The organism is Sphingomonas sp. PvP018, assembly GCF_017876865.1.
Taxonomy (GTDB): Bacteria; Pseudomonadota; Alphaproteobacteria; order Sphingomonadales; family Sphingomonadaceae; genus Sphingomonas; species Sphingomonas aerolata.
Genome location: NZ_JAGIOU010000001.1, coordinates 3,582,319 through 3,598,271 on the forward strand (window position 1 = coordinate 3,582,319; position 15,953 = coordinate 3,598,271).

Here is a 15,953-nt window from a genome sequence, read left to right on the forward strand (position 1 = left end):
CATGGATTTCAGCTTCAGCGACCGAGAGACCTATTTCCGAGATCGCGTGCGCGACTTCATCGATCAGAATATCCGCCCGCGTCAGGCCGATTACGACGCGCAGGCCCACCATGGCGAGCGTTGGAAGGTGATTCCGGTGATCGAGGAGATGAAGGAAAAGGCCAAAGCCGCAGGGCTGTGGAATTTCTTCATGCCCCCCCATTCCGGGCAGACTCACGTCGATGACAGCTTCGTGTTCGAGGGGACGCAGCTGACCAATCTTGAATATGCGTTATGCGCCGAGGAGATGGGCAAGGTCAGCTGGGCGAGCGAATGTTTCAACTGCTCGGCGCCCGATACAGGCAATATGGAGGTATTCCATCGCTATGGAACCCGCGAGCAGAAGGAGGCGTGGCTCGGCCCGCTGATGCGCGGCGAGGTCAGGTCCGCCTTTTTGATGACCGAGCCTGCGGTGGCGTCGTCGGATGCGACCAATATCGAGACGTCGATGGTCCGCGACGGCGATCACTACGTGATCAACGGGACGAAATGGTGGTCGTCGGGGGTCGGCGATCCGCGCTGCAAGATCGCGATCGTCATGGGCAAGACGAGCTTCGAGGGATCGCGGCATCAGCAGCAGAGCCAGATCCTGGTGCCGATGGACACGCCCGGCGTGACGATCAAGCGGATGCTGTCCGTCTATGGCTATGACCACGCGCCGCACGGGCATGGCGAGGTCGTGCTCGAGAATGTCCGCGTGCCGGTCGAGAACGTGCTGCTGGGCGAAGGGCGCGGGTTCGAGATCGCGCAGGGGCGGCTCGGGCCGGGCCGTATCCACCATTGCATGCGGACGATCGGCGTCGCGGAGACCGCGATCGAGGCGATGGCGAAGCGGCTGCTGAGCCGTGTCGCGTTCGGCAAGCGGATCGCCGACTTCTCGGTCTGGGAGGAGCGGATCGCGACCGCGCGGATTGATATCGAGATGACGCGGCTGCTCTGCCTCAAGGCCGCGGACATGATGGACAAGGCGGGCAACAAATCCGCACAGATCGAGATCTCGATGATCAAGGTCGCCGCGCCGAACATGGCGCTGAGGATCCTCGACGATGCGATCCAGGCGCATGGTGGTGGTGGCGTGTCGGACGACTTCCGGCTCGCGCACGACTGGGCGGCAATGCGGACGCTGCGCTTCGCCGATGGTCCCGACGAGGTCCACAACCGGTCGATCGCACGCAACGAGTTCGGCAAATACGGTGATTTTCGCAAAGGCGGCGTGTCGAGCGGGGATGTCGGCGTGAGCCGCTGACCCTGTCCCGTTCGTCCTGAGCGCAGTCGAAGGACATGCCCCGAACGAGCCAGTCCTTCGACTTCGCTCAGGACGAACGGCATTTTTGATTGCGCGCCCGCCAAATCTGGAGCCAGACCACCCATGAAAGCCGCAGTCCTTTTCGAAGCGAATACGCCGCTCAGCATCGAGGACGTCACCGTCTCGAAGCCGGGTCCGCGCGAGGTGTTGATCCGTACCGTCGCGGTCGGGGTATGTCGCTCCGACCTGCACTTCGTCGACGGCGCCTATCCGCATGCGATGCCGACCATTCCGGGGCACGAGGCGTGCGGCGTCGTCGAGGCGGTCGGTGACGAGGTCGCCATGGTCAAGGTGGGCGACCATGTCGTCACCTGCCTGTCGGCGTTTTGCGGCCACTGTGAGTTCTGCGTGACTGGCCGCATGGCGCTCTGCGTCGACAGCTCGGTGCGGCGTCCGAAGGGCGCGCCGCCGCGGCTGATGCTGGGTGACCGGCCGATCGCGCAGATGCTGAACCTGAGTGCCTATGCCGAGATGATGCTGGTGCACGAACATGCCTGTGTCGCGATCGACCGCGACATGCCGATGGACCGTGCGGCGCTGCTCGGCTGCGCGATCACGACCGGGGCGGGCGCGGTGTTCAACACGACCGACGTGACGCCGGGCGAGACGGTGTGCGTGGTCGGGTGCGGCGGGATCGGGCTGGCGGCGGTGAACGCTGCGAAGATCGCGGGTGCGGGAAAGATCATCGCGCTCGATCCGGTGCCCGAGAAGCGCGCGATGGCGGAGAAGCTGGGGGCCACGCACAGCTTCGACGCGCTGTCCGAGACTGCCGCGGACGAGGTCGTCGCGCTGACCAGGGGCGGCGTCCATCATGCGATCGAGGCGGTCGGCCGGACGCAGTCGGCGGCGACCGCGGTCAAGGTGCTGCGGCGCGGTGGGACAGCGACGATCCTGGGGATGATGCCGCTGGGCGAGAAAGTCGGGCTGTCGGCGATGGACCTGTTGTCGGGCAAGCGGCTCCAGGGTGGGTTCATGGGGTCGAACCGGTTCCCGGTCGACATCCCGCGGCTCGTCGACTTCTACATGCGCGGGCTGCTCGATCTCGACACGATCATCGCGGACCGCATGCCGCTCGAACGGATCAACGACGCGTTCGACGAATTGCGCCGCGGCGACACGACGCGCAGCGTGATTACCTTTTCATGAGCGGCGACGCAGCCAGCACGATGGTCGGTACGATCCCGGTCGGCGAGCGGGACCGGCTCGATCTCGACCGTCTGACGGCATGGATGACGGAGTCGGTCGAAGGCTTTGCCGGGCCACTGCGCTACGCCAAGTTCGCCGGCGGCCAGTCGAATCCGACCTATCGGCTCGACACGCCGGCGCGCGCCTATGTCCTGCGCCGCAAGCCGTTCGGGCCGATCCTGCCCTCGGCGCATGCGGTCGAGCGCGAATATGCGGTGATCGCCGGGCTTCATCCGACGGGCTTTCCGGTGCCCCGGCCGTACGGGCTGTGCGAGGATCCCGACGTCATCGGCGCGCCATTCTATGTGATGGAGATGGTCGAAGGGCGGACGATCTGGGACGGCGCGATGCCGGGTGCGACGCCCGCCGAGCGCCGCGCGCATTATGACGGGATGATCGACGCGCTCGCCGCGCTCCACAACACCGATTACGCGGCGGCGGGGCTCGCATCCTATGGCAAGCCCGGCAATTATTTCGAGCGGCAGGTGGGGCGCTGGACCAAGCAATATCGCGCGGCGGAGACCGAGCGGATGGAGTCGGTCGAGCGGCTGATCGACTGGTTGCCGCGCACCTTGCCCGACCAGACGCGGACGTCGATCGTCCACGGTGACTATCGCATCGACAACATGATCTTCGCCAATGCAACGGACGGCGCGGGCGCGAAGGTGATCGCGGTGCTCGACTGGGAATTGTCGACGCTCGGCGATCCGCTCGCCGACTTTTCCTACATGCTGATGAGCTGGGTGACCGAGCCCGAAGGCCGGTCGGGGGTGCTCGGCCTGACCGGTCCGGAGACCGGGATTCCGACGATCGAGCAGGTCGTCGCGCGCTATTGCGCCGCGACCGGGCGAGACGGCGTGCCGGATCTGAACTGGTATTTCGCCTATAACCTCTTCCGTCTCACTGGGATCGTCCAGGGAATCAAGAAGCGGATCATCGACGGCACCGCGTCGAGCGCGCAGGCCGAAGCGACGGTCGCCAAGGTGCACGCGCTGGCAGATGCGGCGTGGGGGTTTGCGGTGAAGGCGGGCGCGTGACGCATGTCCCGCAGGCGGAAGGGGAGAGGCAGGGCATGACGCAATTCGACCTGACCGGAAAGGTCGCGATCATCACCGGATCGTCGCGCGGGATCGGCAGGGCGAGCGCTTTCGAGCTGGCGGCACATGGCGCGAGGGTGGTGATCTCCAGCCGGAAACAGGAGGCGTGCGATGCCGTCGCGGCGGAGATCAACGCGCGCTACGGCGAGGACCGCGCGATCGCGGTCGCGGCGAACATCGCCGACAAGGCGGCGCTCCAGCATCTCGTCGACACGACTCGCAGCGCGTTCGGCCGCATCGACGTGCTGGTCTGCAACGCCGCCTCCAACCCCTATTACGGGCCCCAGGCGGGGATCGGCGACGACCAGTTCCGCAAGATCCTCGACAACAACATCGTGTCCAACCACTGGCTGGTCCAGATGGTCGCCCCCGGCATGACGGAGCAGCGCGACGGCAGCATCATCATCATCTCCTCGATCGGCGGGCTTCGCGGATCGCCGGTCATTGGCGCCTATTGCATCAGCAAGGCCGCCGACATGCAGTTGGCACGCAATCTCGCGGTCGAGTTCGGCCCGTCGGGTGTCCGCGTGAACTGCATCGCCCCCGGACTGATCCGCACCGACTTCGCGCGCGTGCTGTGGGAGGATCCCGAGCGGATCGCGGCGGCGAATACCCGCGTGCCGCTGCGACGCATCGGTGAACCTGAGGAAATCGCGGGCGCGGTGGTGTTTCTCGCTGCATCCGCGAGCCGTTTCATGACCGGGCAGACGCTGGTCATCGACGGCGGCGTCACGATCTAAAGGGGAGGGCATCATGCGGTTCGAGAACAGGTCGATCATCGTCACCGGCGCAGGATCCGGCATCGGCCGCGCGGCGGCATTGCTGTTCGCGGCGGAGGGCGGGCGTGTCGTCGTCGCGGACCGTACCGAGGGTGCGGACGAGACCGCGCATCTGATCAGCCAGGCCGGCGGCATCGCCACCCCGATCCGCGTCGACGCGGGGGAGGAGGAGGATGTGATCCGCATGGTCGCGCTCGCCTGTGATACCTATGGCGGGCTCGACGTGCTGTTCGCCAATGCCGGAATTTCGGGCGGCATGGCCAATCTCTTCGACACCGACGTCGCGCTGATCACCGAGGTGCTGCGGGTCAATCTGATCGGTCCGTTCCTCGCCATCAAGCACGCGGCACCACGGATCGTCGCGCACGCGGCCGAGACGGGCAGGGGCGGCGCGATCGTTCTGACCGCGAGTGTCGCCGGGTTACGGTCGGGCGCAGGGTCGCCGGCCTATTCCGCGTCCAAGGCGGGAGTGATCAACCTCGCGGCGGTGTCAGCGCAGCAGCTGTCGGGTGCGAACGTCCGGGTCAATGCGATCTGCCCCGGGCTGACCGAGACGGGGATGACCAAGCCGGTGTTCGATTACGCGCGCGAGGCCAACAAGATGGACCGCGTCGGCCGCCTCAACCCGCTCCACCGCGGCGCGCAGCCCGAGGAGCTTGCCCGGGTCGCGGTGTTCCTCGCCTCCGATGACGCAAGCTACGTCAATGGTCAGGCGATCGTGGTCGATGGCGGATTGTCGTCGAGCCATCCCGTGACGCGACAGGATTACGGCAAGACCGCAGCCTGAGGCGGTCCGCTCAGGCGGCTGAGAGATGGAGGTCGGCGAAACCGGTGAAATAGCCGCGTAGCGTCGGGTCCTCGATCGGTGCGATCAGCGCCGCGATCGTGGCGGCCGGCGACGCCGCGCCACCACCAGGCGCGGCGCCGCTGGCAAATCCCATCGACCAGCTGCCGAAGCTGCGCTCGGTGATCGTCTGTTTCGCGAGCTGCACCATCGCGAAATGCCGGTCGTCGCGCTGGATGCGATCGAAGGTGCGCGACACGGCGAGATCATCGCCTTCGAGCACCTGGAGAAACCTGTTGCCGCCAGCGATGAGCAGACCGGTCACGCCCGCGGCGGCATTGTTGCGACGCGAGACCCGCAGGATCTCGTCGATGACTGGCTGTGTCACACGGCTACGCGACGTGCTGATATAGAGAAGGCGCTGCATGCCGATGATCCCGGAGAATGATCGCGCGGGACTAACGGGAGTTTACGAAGACCGGGTTAACCCGCGTAAACCAAGGCTATTTTCGCATCCGGATCAGCCCCTCCTGCGCGACGCTCGCGACCAGCCGTCCGTCGCGGGAGAAGATCTTGCCGCGGTTAAAACCGCGCGCATGGCCCGACCAGGGGGCATCGCAGGCATAGAGCAGCCAGTCGTCCGCGCGGAAATCCTCGTGCAGCCATAGCGAATGATCGAGGCTGGCGGTCTGCAGACCCGGCGTGATCCAGTTGATCGCGTGCGGCAGCAGCGCGGTTCCCAGCAACGCCATGTCCGAGGCATAGGACAGGACCGCGCGGTGCATCGCCGGGTCATCGCCGATCGGCGCGACGATGCGAAACCAGTTGGCATGGTTCGGTGCCTGCGTGGGCGGATCGATCCAACTGCGCGGGTTGACCGGGCGGACCTCGATCGGGCGCCAGCGCAGCATGTGTGCACGAAACTTCTCGGGAATGCCGTCGATATTCTCCAGCCGCAGGTCACGATCGGAGCGCAGCTCCTCGGGCGGCGCGACGTCGGGCATCGCGTCTTGATGGTGGAGCCCGTCCTCGGGGGTCTGGAACGACGCCGCCATGTTGAGGATCGGCTGGCCCTTCTGCATCGCGATGACCCGGCGCGTGGCAAAGCTGCGGCCCTCGAAATCGCGGACGACGCGGTAGACGATCGGGTAGTCCTCGTTGCCCGGCCGCATGAAATAGGCGTGGAGCGAATGCGCCGCCTTGGGCGCCTCGGTCGAGCGCTGCGCGGCCTGGAGCGCCTGCGCGATCACCTGGCCGCCGAATACGCGGCCGACACCGCCGGGCTGGCGCTTGCCGACATAGAGGTCGGTGTCGACCTCGTCGATCTCGAGCAGGTCGACGAGGCCCTGGGCGAGCGCTTGGGGTGTTACTTCGGCAGTTTCGTCAGGCATTTGACCTCCTTGGTCTCCCGCAACGGCGGGAGCCCAGTCTGGGCCCCCGCCTTCGCGGGGGTACAAGTTCGGGTCAATAGCCCGCGGCGATGGCCAGCCTGTCGGCATGGAAGTTAGCGTCGCCGAACAGTTCGGCCAGCACGCGCGCGCGCTTCATGTAGAAACCGATGTCATATTCGTCGGTCATGCCGATGCCACCGTGCATCTGCACGCTTTCCTGCACGCTGAGCGTCGTGGCGAGCGCGGTCATCGCCTTGGCGACCGAAACGGCCTCGTCGGCCTTGTCGTGGCCCAGATCGAGCAGCTGCTGGGCCTTCAGGACCGCGGCGCGCGCGACCTCCATCTCCGAATAGAGATGCGCCGCGCGGTGCTGGAGCGCCTGGAAGCTGCCGATCAGCGTGCCGAACTGTTTGCGCTGCTTCATATAGCCGATCGTCATGTCCATCGCGCCGCCGCCGACGCCGAGCAGCTCGGCGGACGCGCCGGTGCGACCCGCGCGGAGCAGGCGGTCGAGCGGCGCGCGGCCGGCGTCGACCTCACCGATCACCGCATCGGCATCGACCTCCACCCCGTCGAAGTCGAGCCGTGCGGCGAGGCTCGCATCGGCGAGGCGTTCGGCATTCGCGCTGAGCCCGGCGGCGTCCTTCGGCACGGCGAACAGGGTGATGCCGTCGGCATCGTCCGCGCCGCCTGCGGTACGCGCGGCGACGATGATCAGGTCGGCGGTGTGGCCATGCGCGACGAAGCGCTTTGCGCCGGTCAGTTTAAAACCGTTGCCGGCGCGTTCGGCGGTCATCGCGATGCTGTCGCGGTGCTTGGCGGCCTCGTCGATCGCCAGCGCTGCTACCGTTTCGCCGGCGATGATGCCGGGGAACCAGCGCTCGGCCTGGCCGGTGCCCTTGAGCGCCTCGACCGCGGCAACGGCGGTGGTCAGGAACGGGGAGGGCGACAGGTTGCGACCGATCTGTTCGAGCACGACGCCCGCCTCGATATGGCCGAGGCCGAGTCCGCCCTGGTCATCGCCGATCAGGATGCCGGTGAAGCCCATCTCGGCGAACTGCTTCCACAGGTCGCGCGAAAAGCCCGTGGCGTCCTCCGCATCGCGCAGCGCGCGCATATGGCTGACGGGGGCGTGTTCCGCCACAAAGTCGCGGATCGTGTCCTGAAGGACGGTCTGGTCGTCGTCGAGATAGAGTGGCATTTCTGTTCCCCCGCGGAGGCGGGGGCCCAGGAGCCCCGCGCGCAGCGTTCGTGATTCTGGGCTCCCGCTTTCGCGGGAGAACGGTAGAGCTCAGGCCGGCAGTTCGAGAATCCGCTTGGCGATGATGTTGAGCTGGATCTCGCTCGTCCCGCCCTCGATCGAGTTCGCCTTGGTGCGCAGCCACGAGCGCGGGATCGCACCGCCGCGCGAGCGGTCGCTGTCCCATTCGAGCGCGTCGGAGCCGCCCGCCGCCATCATCAGTTCGTAGCGCGACTTGTTCAGCTCAGTGCCGTAATATTTCATCATGCTCGGCTGCGCGGGGTGGGCCTTGCCCGCCTTCAGTTCATCGATGAAGCGTTCGGACATCGCCCCGAACGCCTTGGCGCGCACCTCGAACAACGCGATCGACGCGCGGAGCAGCGGGTCGGCGAGGCGGCCGTCATGGCCGAGCCCGACCGTGGCGATCGCCCCGTCGATCAGCGGGTTGCCACCCGACGAGGCGAGCCCCATGCCCGAGATCATCTCGCGTTCGTGGCCGAGCAGATATTTGGCGACGTCCCAGCCCTTGTTCTCCTCGTAGACGCGGTTGACCTTGGGCACCTCGACATTGTCGAAGAAGGTCTCGCAGAACGGCGAATTGCCGCTGATCAGCAGGATCGGCTTGGTCGAGACGCCGGGGGTGGCCATGTCGAACAGCACGAAGCTGATCCCGCCCTGCTTTGACGTCTTGTCGGTGCGCACGAGGCAGAAGATCCAGTCCGCCTTGTCGGCGTAGCTGGTCCAGACCTTCTGGCCGTTGACGAGATAATGGTCGCCCTTGTCCTCGGCCGAGGTGGCGAGCCCGGCGAGATCGGAGCCCGCATTGGGTTCGGAATAGCCCTGGCACCATCGGATTTCGCCGCGCGCGATCTTGGTCAGGTGATCGAGCTTCTGCTCCTCGGTGCCATATTTGAGCAGCGCCGGCCCGAGCATCGAGATGCCGAAGCTGTTGAGCGGGTTGCGCGCCTTGATCGCCGCCATCTCCTCACGGAGGATCTTGGTCTCGGCAGGCGACAGGCCACCGCCGCCATAGGCCTTGGGCCAGTCGGGGACGGTCCATCCCTTGGCCGCCATCCGGTCGAGCCAGTCCTTCTGCGCGGGGCTCGATGGCTTGAACTGGCGGCCGCCCCAGCAGACATCGTCCTCCGAGCGGACGGGCTTGCGCATCTCGGGCGGGCAGTTTTCTGCGAGCCAGGCGCGGGTTTCGGTGCGAAAGGTGTCGAGGTCGGTCATCGCGTCTTCCTTTCTCCCTTTCCCCTGCGGGGAGAGGGTGGGGTGAGGGGCTGCCAGGGGCGGAGCACGGCTTGGCTGCCCCTCACCCCGGCCCTCTCCTGCGAGGGGAGAGGGCGTAGAATTTACTTTATCTTTCCACCGCTCGCGGCGGCGTCCTTCAGCGACTTGGCAACCGGGAAGCCGTATTTCTCGAGCCCGGCGACGACCTTTGGCAAGCCTTCCGACTGCGCCCAGAACATCGGCCCGCCGCGATAGACCGGCCAGCCGTAACCGTAGATCCACACCACATCGACGTCGGACGCCCGCTGCGCCTTGCCCTCTTCGAGGATCAGCGCGCCTTCGTTGACCATCGTGTAGAGCGTGCGCGCGACGATCTCCTCGTCGCTGATCTCGCGCGGGGTGACGCCCGACTTGGCGCGGAAATCGTCGATGATCTCGGCGACGCGGGGGGAGTTGGACGGCGTGCGCTTCTCGTCATAGTCGTAGAAGCCCGCCTTGGTCTTCTGGCCCCAGCGGTTTTCCGCCGCCAGCGCATCGCGGATATTCTCGATCCGGCTCGGGTCGCGGTGCCAGCCGATGTCGACGCCCGCGAGGTCGCTCATCTGGAACGGGCCCATCGGCATGCCGAACGCGACGTGGACGCGGTCGATCTGCTCGGGGCTCGCGCCTTCGAGCAGCAGCTTGGTCGCCTCGACCTGGCGCGGCATCAGCATGCGGTTGCCGATGAAGCCATAGGTGACGCCCGCGACGACCGCGACCTTCCTGATTTTCTTGGCGAGCGCCATGACGGTCGCGAGCACATCATCAGCTGTCTTGTCGCCGCGGACCACCTCGAGCAGCTTCATGACGTTGGCGGGCGAGAAGAAGTGCATGCCCACGACATCCTCGGGACGCTTCGTGCACGCGGCGATCTCGTCGATGTTCAGATAGGAAGTGTTCGAGGCGAGGATCGCGCCGGGCTTGGCGATTGCGTCTAGCTTGGTGAAGATGTCCTTCTTCACCTCCATCGTCTCGTACACCGCCTCGATAATCAGGTCGCATTCGGCGAGATCGGCGAAGTCGAGCGTGGGATTCAGCGCGCCCATCGCCTGTTCGACCTGTTCGGGCTTCATCCGGCCCTTGGCGGCGGTCGCCTCGTAGTTCTTGCGGACGACGCCGGTGCCACGGTCGAGCGCCTCCTGCTGCATCTCGACGATCGTGACGGGGATGCCGGCGGACAGGAAGTTCATCGCGATGCCGCCGCCCATCGTACCCGCGCCGATCACGCCGACGCGTTTGATCTCGCGCAGTTTCGTGTCCGCGGGGACGTCGTCGATCTTGGCGGCCTGGCGCTCGGCGAAGAAGATGTGGCGCTGCGCGGCGGACTGGACGCCCATCATGAGCGCCATGAACTGTTCGCGCTCGAACGCGATGCCGTCGGCGAAGCTCGACCCGTCGGCGGCCTTTTCGACGCAGGCGATGTTGGCGGCGGGCGCGTCGAAATTGCGGAAGCGGCGCGCGTTCTCCTTCTTGAATGCGGCGACCGCGTCGGGATCGGCCTGCGCGGTCTTCTCGGACGCGCGGGGCAGGGGGCGCTTCGCCGCGATCTCGCGCGCGAAGGCGATCGCGTCGGCTTCGAGGCTGTCCTCGCCGACGATCTTGTCGATCAGGCCGGCGTCGAGCGCCGTCTTCGCCGAGATCGGATCGCCCTTGGCGGTCATCTCGAGCGCAAGCTTGACGCCGGCGATGCGCGGGATGCGCTGCGTGCCACCCGCGCCGGGGAGGAGCCCGAGCTTGACCTCGGGCGTACCGATCTTGGCCGAGGGAACGGCGACGCGGTAATGGCAGCCGAGCGTGACTTCGCAGCCGCCGCCTAGCGCGGTGCCGTGGATCGCGGCGACGACGGGCTTGGACGACGCCTCGATCATGTCGACGACGGTCGGCAGGCCGGGCTCGACCATCGGCTTGCCGAATTCGGTGATGTCGGCGCCCGCGAAGAACGTGCGGCCGTCGCAGCGGATCACCATCGCGGTGATGCTCGCGTCGGCGACGCCGTCCTTGATCGCGGCTTCGAGTCCTTGGCGAACTGCGGCGCCGAGTGCGTTGACCGGCGGGTTGTTCGAGATGATGACGAGAACGTCGTCATGGCGTTCGGTGCGGATCGGGGTGGTCATTATTCTCTCCTGGTGACGGCCGCTGACGGGTCAGGTCATGGCGGCGTAGATCATCGTCTTGAGCTCGCGGCGGATGGGGTAGAGGCTGCTGGGCGAGACCTGGGTCATGAAGACCATCGACAGGCGCTCGACCGGATCGATGAAGAAGGCGGTCGAGAACATCCCGCCCCAGTAATATTCGCCCTTCGACCCCGGCATCATCGATCGGACGGGATCGATGGTCACCGCGAAGCCGAGACTGAAACCGGTGCCGGCATTGGTCGCCTCGCTGAATATCGACCGGGACATCGTCGTCAGATCGGCGCCGCCGGGCAGATGGTTCTGCGTCATGAGTTCGAGCGTCTTGCGGCCAAGGATCCGCGCACCGTCGAGTTCGCCGCCGTTGAGGCACATCTGGCAGAAGCGCTGATAGTCGAGCGCGGTCGAGACGAGCCCGCCCCCACCCGACAACAGCGTCGGCGGACGGCTCCACGCGCTTTTCTCGCCGCGATCGAGCATCGTGCGCCCCTTGCCCGGCGCGACCGTGTAGCAATCGGTCAGGCGATCCGTCTTGTCGGCAGGAACCTGGAATCCCGTATCGTCCATCTTGAGCGGCACGAAGATGCGTGTCGTGAAGAAGGTGTCGAGCGTGACGCCCGACACGCGCTCGACGATCGCGCCGAGCACGTCGGTTGCCACGGAATAATTCCACGCGGTCCCCGGCGAGAATTCGAGCGGCAGCGCGCCCAGCGCGGCGACGAACCCGTCGAGATCGAGATTGCCGTGCCAGTTCTCGATCTTGCCTTCGCGATAGGCGGCGTCGACGTTCGACCGGTTCTGGAAGCCGTAGGTCAGCCCCGAAGTGTGGCGGAGCAGGTCGATCATCCGCATCGGCTCGGCGGTCGGTTTCACCGCAAAGGGGACCCCCGCACCGCCGCCATTATAGACGCCGATCCCCTTGAACGCGGGCAGGACGTGATGGACCGGCGTGTCGAGCGCGACGAGGCCCTGCTCGACCAGCATCATGAACGCGACCGAGGTGATCGGTTTCGTCATCGACGCGATCCGGAACAGCGACGTTTCGTCGATTGGCGCGCCGCCCTCGCGGGCTAGGCCCTGATGCGAGAAATGCACGGTTTCGCCGTCGCGCGTGATCAGCAGCTGCGCATTGGGGAGCTTGCCGGTGACGATATAGCGGTCTTTCAACAGCCTATCGATCGCGGCGAGCCGTGCTGGATCGAAGCCATTCCGTTCAGCCGCCCCAGCGAACGCGGCGGTCATCGCCAGCTTCCCCGCATGCACCATACCCCCGGTTCGAACATGGGCACTCCTATTGCCTTGAGTGGCGTGCAAATCAACTCTAAACGTGCATCTGGTTGGCGGATAAGCCAAACCCGAAATTCATATTTGGAGTAGGCTGGCCTTGGCTCATGAACCAATCATCGCCCTGGACCCCAACTGGCCGGTCATGTCGATGGCGGAAACCGAACGGCGTCTGACCGCGCCGGGCGGCAAGTTCGAGATGGAGACCGTGACGATCGGCGGGGTCGCGACGCGCGTGTGGAAGAATGCGCCGCCGTCGCTGCGTTACCTGATCGAGGCCGCGCGCGGTCATGGCGAGCGGGTCTTCACCATCTATGAAGACGAGCGTGTGACCTATGAAGCGACGTGGCGCGCGGTGACGACGCTGGCGGCGCATCTGCGGGCGCTCGGCATCGGGCCGGGCGACCGCGTCGCGCTGGCGATGCGCAACCTGCCCGAATGGCCGGTCGCGTTCTTCGCAGCGACCGCGATCGGCGCGGTGATGGTGCCGTTGAACGCGTGGTGGACGGGTGCGGAGATGGCCTATGGTCTCGCCGATTCGGGTGCCCGGGTTCTGATCACCGACGATGAACGCCATCACCGGCTCGAGGATATCTACGCGACGATCCCGTCGCTGGAGCAGGTGCTGGTCAGCCGCGCGGTCGCGCCGCTGACGGGTATCGCAGGGCCGCTGGAGGGCGTGATCGGGACGTCCTCGCACTGGGCGGCGCTGCCCGATCAGCCGCTGCCCGACGCGGTGATCGCGCCCGACGACGATGCGACAATCTTCTATACGAGCGGCACGACCGGTGCCCCCAAGGGGGCGCTGGGGACGCATCGCAACATGATGTCGAACATCCTGACCGGGGGCTATTCGGGCGCGCGCTCGGCCTTGCGGCGCGGCGAGGCGCCGCCCGAGCCGACCCCGCGCGTGACGCTGACGGTCATCCCGCTCTTCCACGTCACCGCCTGCTCGGCGGGCATGATGGGCGTGATCGCGACGGGGAGCACGATGATCTTCATGCGCAAGTGGGACACCGTCCGTGCGATGGAGATCATAGAACGCGAAAAGGTGAACGTGACCGGCGGCGTGCCGACGATCGCGTGGCAGCTGATCGAGCATCCCGACCGCGGCAACTATGATCTCTCGTCGCTCGAATCGATCGCCTATGGCGGCGCGCCCTCGGCCCCCGAGCTGGTCAGGCGCATCCATAGCGAGCTCGGCGCGCTGCCCGGCAATGGCTGGGGCATGACCGAGACGATGGCGACGGTTACGCATCACGGCGCGGAGGATTATCTCAACCGGCCGAGCAGTGCGGGGCCCCCCGCGCCGGTCGTCGACCTGAAGATCGTCGCGGAGGACGGCGTCACCGCGCTTCCGATCGGCGAGGTCGGCGAGCTCTGGGCGCGCGGGCCGATGATCGTGAAGGGCTATTGGAACAAGCCGGAGGCGACCGCGACGACGTTCATCGACGGCTGGGTGCGGACGGGCGATCTCGCGCGGCTCGACGAGGAGGGTTTCTGCTACATCGTCGACCGCGCCAAGGACATGATCATCCGGGGTGGCGAAAACATCTATTCGTCGGAGGTGGAGAACGTCCTCTATGCGCATCCCGCGGTCACCGACTGTGCGCTGATCGGACTGCCGCACCGCACGCTGGGCGAGGAGCCGGTCGCCGTCGTCCACCTTGCCCCCGGTGCGCGGGCAAGCGAGGCGGAACTGCAGGCCTGGGTGCGCGAACGGCTCGCGGCGTTCAAGACGCCCGTTGCCATCCGCTTCGTGCCCGAGACCTTGCCCCGCAACGCGAACGGCAAGATCCTGAAAAAGGACCTGCAATCGCTTTTTGCGGATCGGATTCCGGCCACGGCATCATAGTTCAGGGCGATTCGTCCTGCATCGCGCAGGCGGAGTGTCAACACCGCTTGAATGCCGCCCCGATTGTGACAAGGGGAAGGGCAAGCGAGGGGTAACGGCATGGCGAACGACGATTATACGGCCCAGGCGGGTACGGCGGACGTCCATGAGGGAGGGCCGCCGCCCGCTAGGGGCGGGGCAACCACGGAAACCAGCGCGGAAGGGGTGTTCGAACCCCCGATCGGCGTTGGTGTCGAGGATGCGATGCGGATCGCGCAGCGACGCGATCGCCTGCTCGCCGCGCTGACGCTGACCGCCGGAATCGGGCTGGTCATCGCGTTGCCGTTCGCGTTGAAGGCAGGGGCGGAGTTCTTCCTGCCGCTGACGACCGCGCTGGTGATCGCCGTCGCACTGATTCCAGTGCTCGAATGGCTCGAACGGCGGGGCGTGCCGTCGCCGATCGCGGCGCTCGCGTGCATTCTGGTGTTCCTGGTCGCGGCCAATGTCGCGATCGCCGCGATCCTCGTGCCGGCAACCGACTTTTTTCGGCTGCTGCCGACACGGCTCGATCGGATCCAGAGCAATCTCGCGCCGCTGCTCGATCTCTATTCGAGCCTCGAGAAATATGTGAACAAGACGCTGCGGCAGGTCGCGTCGACGCCGATCAAGCAGCCTGCAACCGCGGGCGTCGCGGCGCCAAGTTCGATCCTGGAATTCGCCGCGACATCCGCGCCGGCGGTGATCGTCCAGCTGCTGTTCGGGATCCTGATCGTGTTCTTCTTCCTGTCCGGCTGGACGGGCATGCGACGGCAGACGATCACGGGCCGCACGAGCTTCGACGGGGCGATGGCGACCGCACGCGTGATTCAGGACGTGGTCGACGACGTCTCGGCCTATCTCGGCACGATCACGGTCATCAATGTCCTGCTCGGGATCGTGACCGGCACCGCCTTGTGGGCGATCGGCATGCCCTATCCGGCGATGTGGGGCGGGATCGTCGCCCTGCTGAACTACATCCCCTATTTCGGACCCGTGATCGGCGCTTTCCTGCTCGGCCTGGGCGGGTTGATGACCTTTTCGGATATCTGGATGGCGCTGCTTCCCCCGGCATTGATGTACGGGCTGCATCTGGTCGAGGCGAATGCGATCACGCCGTTCATCGTCGGCCACCGGCTGACGATCAGCCCGCTGCTGATCCTGATCTCTCTGAGCTTCTGGGGCTGGGTCTGGGGCACGCTCGGCGCGTTGCTGGCGGTGCCGCTGCTGATCATCATTCAGACCGTGCTGGGCGCGGCGGGCAAGCCCGATATCGCGGGGTTCCTGTTCGAGCACGGCACGCTCGTGCAGCAGAAAAGCGGGCGGAATCGTCGCCGGGGGGACGCGTCCGACGACCAACGTGAAACAGGCGGCTGAATGGGGGTTGACGCTATCCCAACCCTCGCCTAGTTGCCGCCTCCACGCTGTTTCAGCGGGTGTAGCTCAGTTGGTTAGAGCGCCGGCCTGTCACGCCGGAGGTCGCGGGTTCGAGTCCCGTCACTCGCGCCATCGTTCGTCGATGGTGTGAGATAGTGTCTACGACGGTGACGACCGCCACACCCGTTTGCGGGTAG

At 66.2% G+C, this 15,953-nt stretch carries 13 protein-coding genes and 1 tRNA gene; 8 read left to right on the forward strand and 6 right to left on the reverse strand.

Translation table 11 applies throughout. The features are described 5' to 3' along the window. The first annotated feature begins 1 nt into the window (after position 1). The 5 genes from J3A66_RS16000 to J3A66_RS16020 all read left to right on the forward strand — a co-directional run bounded on the left by J3A66_RS16000 (position 2) and on the right by J3A66_RS16020 (position 5,193). A complete protein-coding gene (locus tag J3A66_RS16000) occupies positions 2–1,285 on the forward strand; it encodes an acyl-CoA dehydrogenase family protein (RefSeq protein ID WP_031394444.1) in 1,284 nt (427 codons plus the stop codon). Between the two features lie 123 nt (positions 1,286–1,408). Beyond that, a complete protein-coding gene (locus J3A66_RS16005) occupies positions 1,409–2,491 on the forward strand; it encodes a Zn-dependent alcohol dehydrogenase (RefSeq protein ID WP_107045377.1) in 1,083 nt (360 codons plus the stop codon). Beyond that, complete coding sequence (locus J3A66_RS16010; RefSeq protein WP_209569960.1) at positions 2,488–3,567, forward strand: phosphotransferase family protein; 1,080 nt, start codon at positions 2,488–2,490, stop codon at positions 3,565–3,567. Before J3A66_RS16005 ends, J3A66_RS16010 begins: the two co-directional genes overlap by 4 nt. A gap of 35 nt (positions 3,568–3,602) precedes the next feature. After that, positions 3,603–4,367, forward strand: coding sequence for an SDR family oxidoreductase (locus tag J3A66_RS16015; RefSeq protein WP_056674761.1), 765 nt, complete (start codon positions 3,603–3,605; stop codon positions 4,365–4,367). Positions 4,368–4,377: 10 nt separating this feature from the next. Continuing rightward, positions 4,378–5,193 (forward strand): SDR family oxidoreductase, encoded by an 816-nt coding sequence (locus J3A66_RS16020; RefSeq protein ID WP_209570544.1) that lies wholly within the window; start codon positions 4,378–4,380, stop codon positions 5,191–5,193. A gap of 10 nt (positions 5,194–5,203) precedes the next feature. On the opposite strand, the gene J3A66_RS16025 is transcribed toward J3A66_RS16020, so the two are convergent. The 6 genes from J3A66_RS16025 to J3A66_RS16050 form a co-directional block, all read right to left on the reverse strand. After that, a complete protein-coding gene (locus J3A66_RS16025; protein WP_056674764.1) occupies positions 5,204–5,617 on the reverse strand; it encodes a BLUF domain-containing protein in 414 nt (137 codons plus the stop codon). A 76-nt stretch (positions 5,618–5,693) separates the two neighbouring features. Beyond that, positions 5,694–6,581: an acyl-CoA thioesterase II gene (locus J3A66_RS16030; RefSeq protein ID WP_209569962.1), complete on the reverse strand. Its 888-nt coding sequence runs from the start codon at positions 6,579–6,581 to the stop codon at positions 5,694–5,696. A 73-nt stretch (positions 6,582–6,654) separates the two neighbouring features. Continuing rightward, the gene (locus J3A66_RS16035; RefSeq protein WP_056406197.1) at positions 6,655–7,782 is read right to left on the reverse strand and encodes an acyl-CoA dehydrogenase; all 1,128 of its coding nucleotides are present in this window, start codon (positions 7,780–7,782) and stop codon (positions 6,655–6,657) included. A gap of 90 nt (positions 7,783–7,872) precedes the next feature. Beyond that, positions 7,873–9,054 carry an acyl-CoA dehydrogenase family protein gene (locus J3A66_RS16040; RefSeq protein WP_056674770.1) on the reverse strand — a complete coding sequence of 394 codons (1,182 nt, stop codon included), beginning with the start codon at positions 9,052–9,054 and terminating at the stop codon, positions 7,873–7,875. Between the two features lie 122 nt (positions 9,055–9,176). Beyond that, positions 9,177–11,207 carry a 3-hydroxyacyl-CoA dehydrogenase NAD-binding domain-containing protein gene (locus tag J3A66_RS16045; RefSeq protein ID WP_209569964.1) on the reverse strand — a complete coding sequence of 677 codons (2,031 nt, stop codon included), beginning with the start codon at positions 11,205–11,207 and terminating at the stop codon, positions 9,177–9,179. A 30-nt stretch (positions 11,208–11,237) separates the two neighbouring features. Beyond that, entirely contained in the window at positions 11,238–12,467 is a 1,230-nt protein-coding gene (locus J3A66_RS16050; protein WP_209569966.1) for a serine hydrolase domain-containing protein, read from the reverse strand. Between the two features lie 187 nt (positions 12,468–12,654). Here J3A66_RS16050 and J3A66_RS16055 point away from each other — a divergent pair, with 187 nt between their 5' ends. The 3 genes from J3A66_RS16055 (at position 12,655) to J3A66_RS16065 (ending at position 15,888) form a co-directional block, all read left to right on the forward strand. Further along, the gene (locus J3A66_RS16055) at positions 12,655–14,364 is read left to right on the forward strand and encodes a class I adenylate-forming enzyme family protein (RefSeq protein ID WP_209570545.1); all 1,710 of its coding nucleotides are present in this window, start codon (positions 12,655–12,657) and stop codon (positions 14,362–14,364) included. Between the two features lie 243 nt (positions 14,365–14,607). Further along, complete coding sequence (locus J3A66_RS16060) at positions 14,608–15,756, forward strand: AI-2E family transporter (RefSeq protein WP_081874318.1); 1,149 nt, start codon at positions 14,608–14,610, stop codon at positions 15,754–15,756. A 55-nt stretch (positions 15,757–15,811) separates the two neighbouring features. Further along, positions 15,812–15,888: transfer RNA gene (locus J3A66_RS16065), tRNA-Asp, on the forward strand. Positions 15,889–15,953 lie beyond the last annotated feature (65 nt).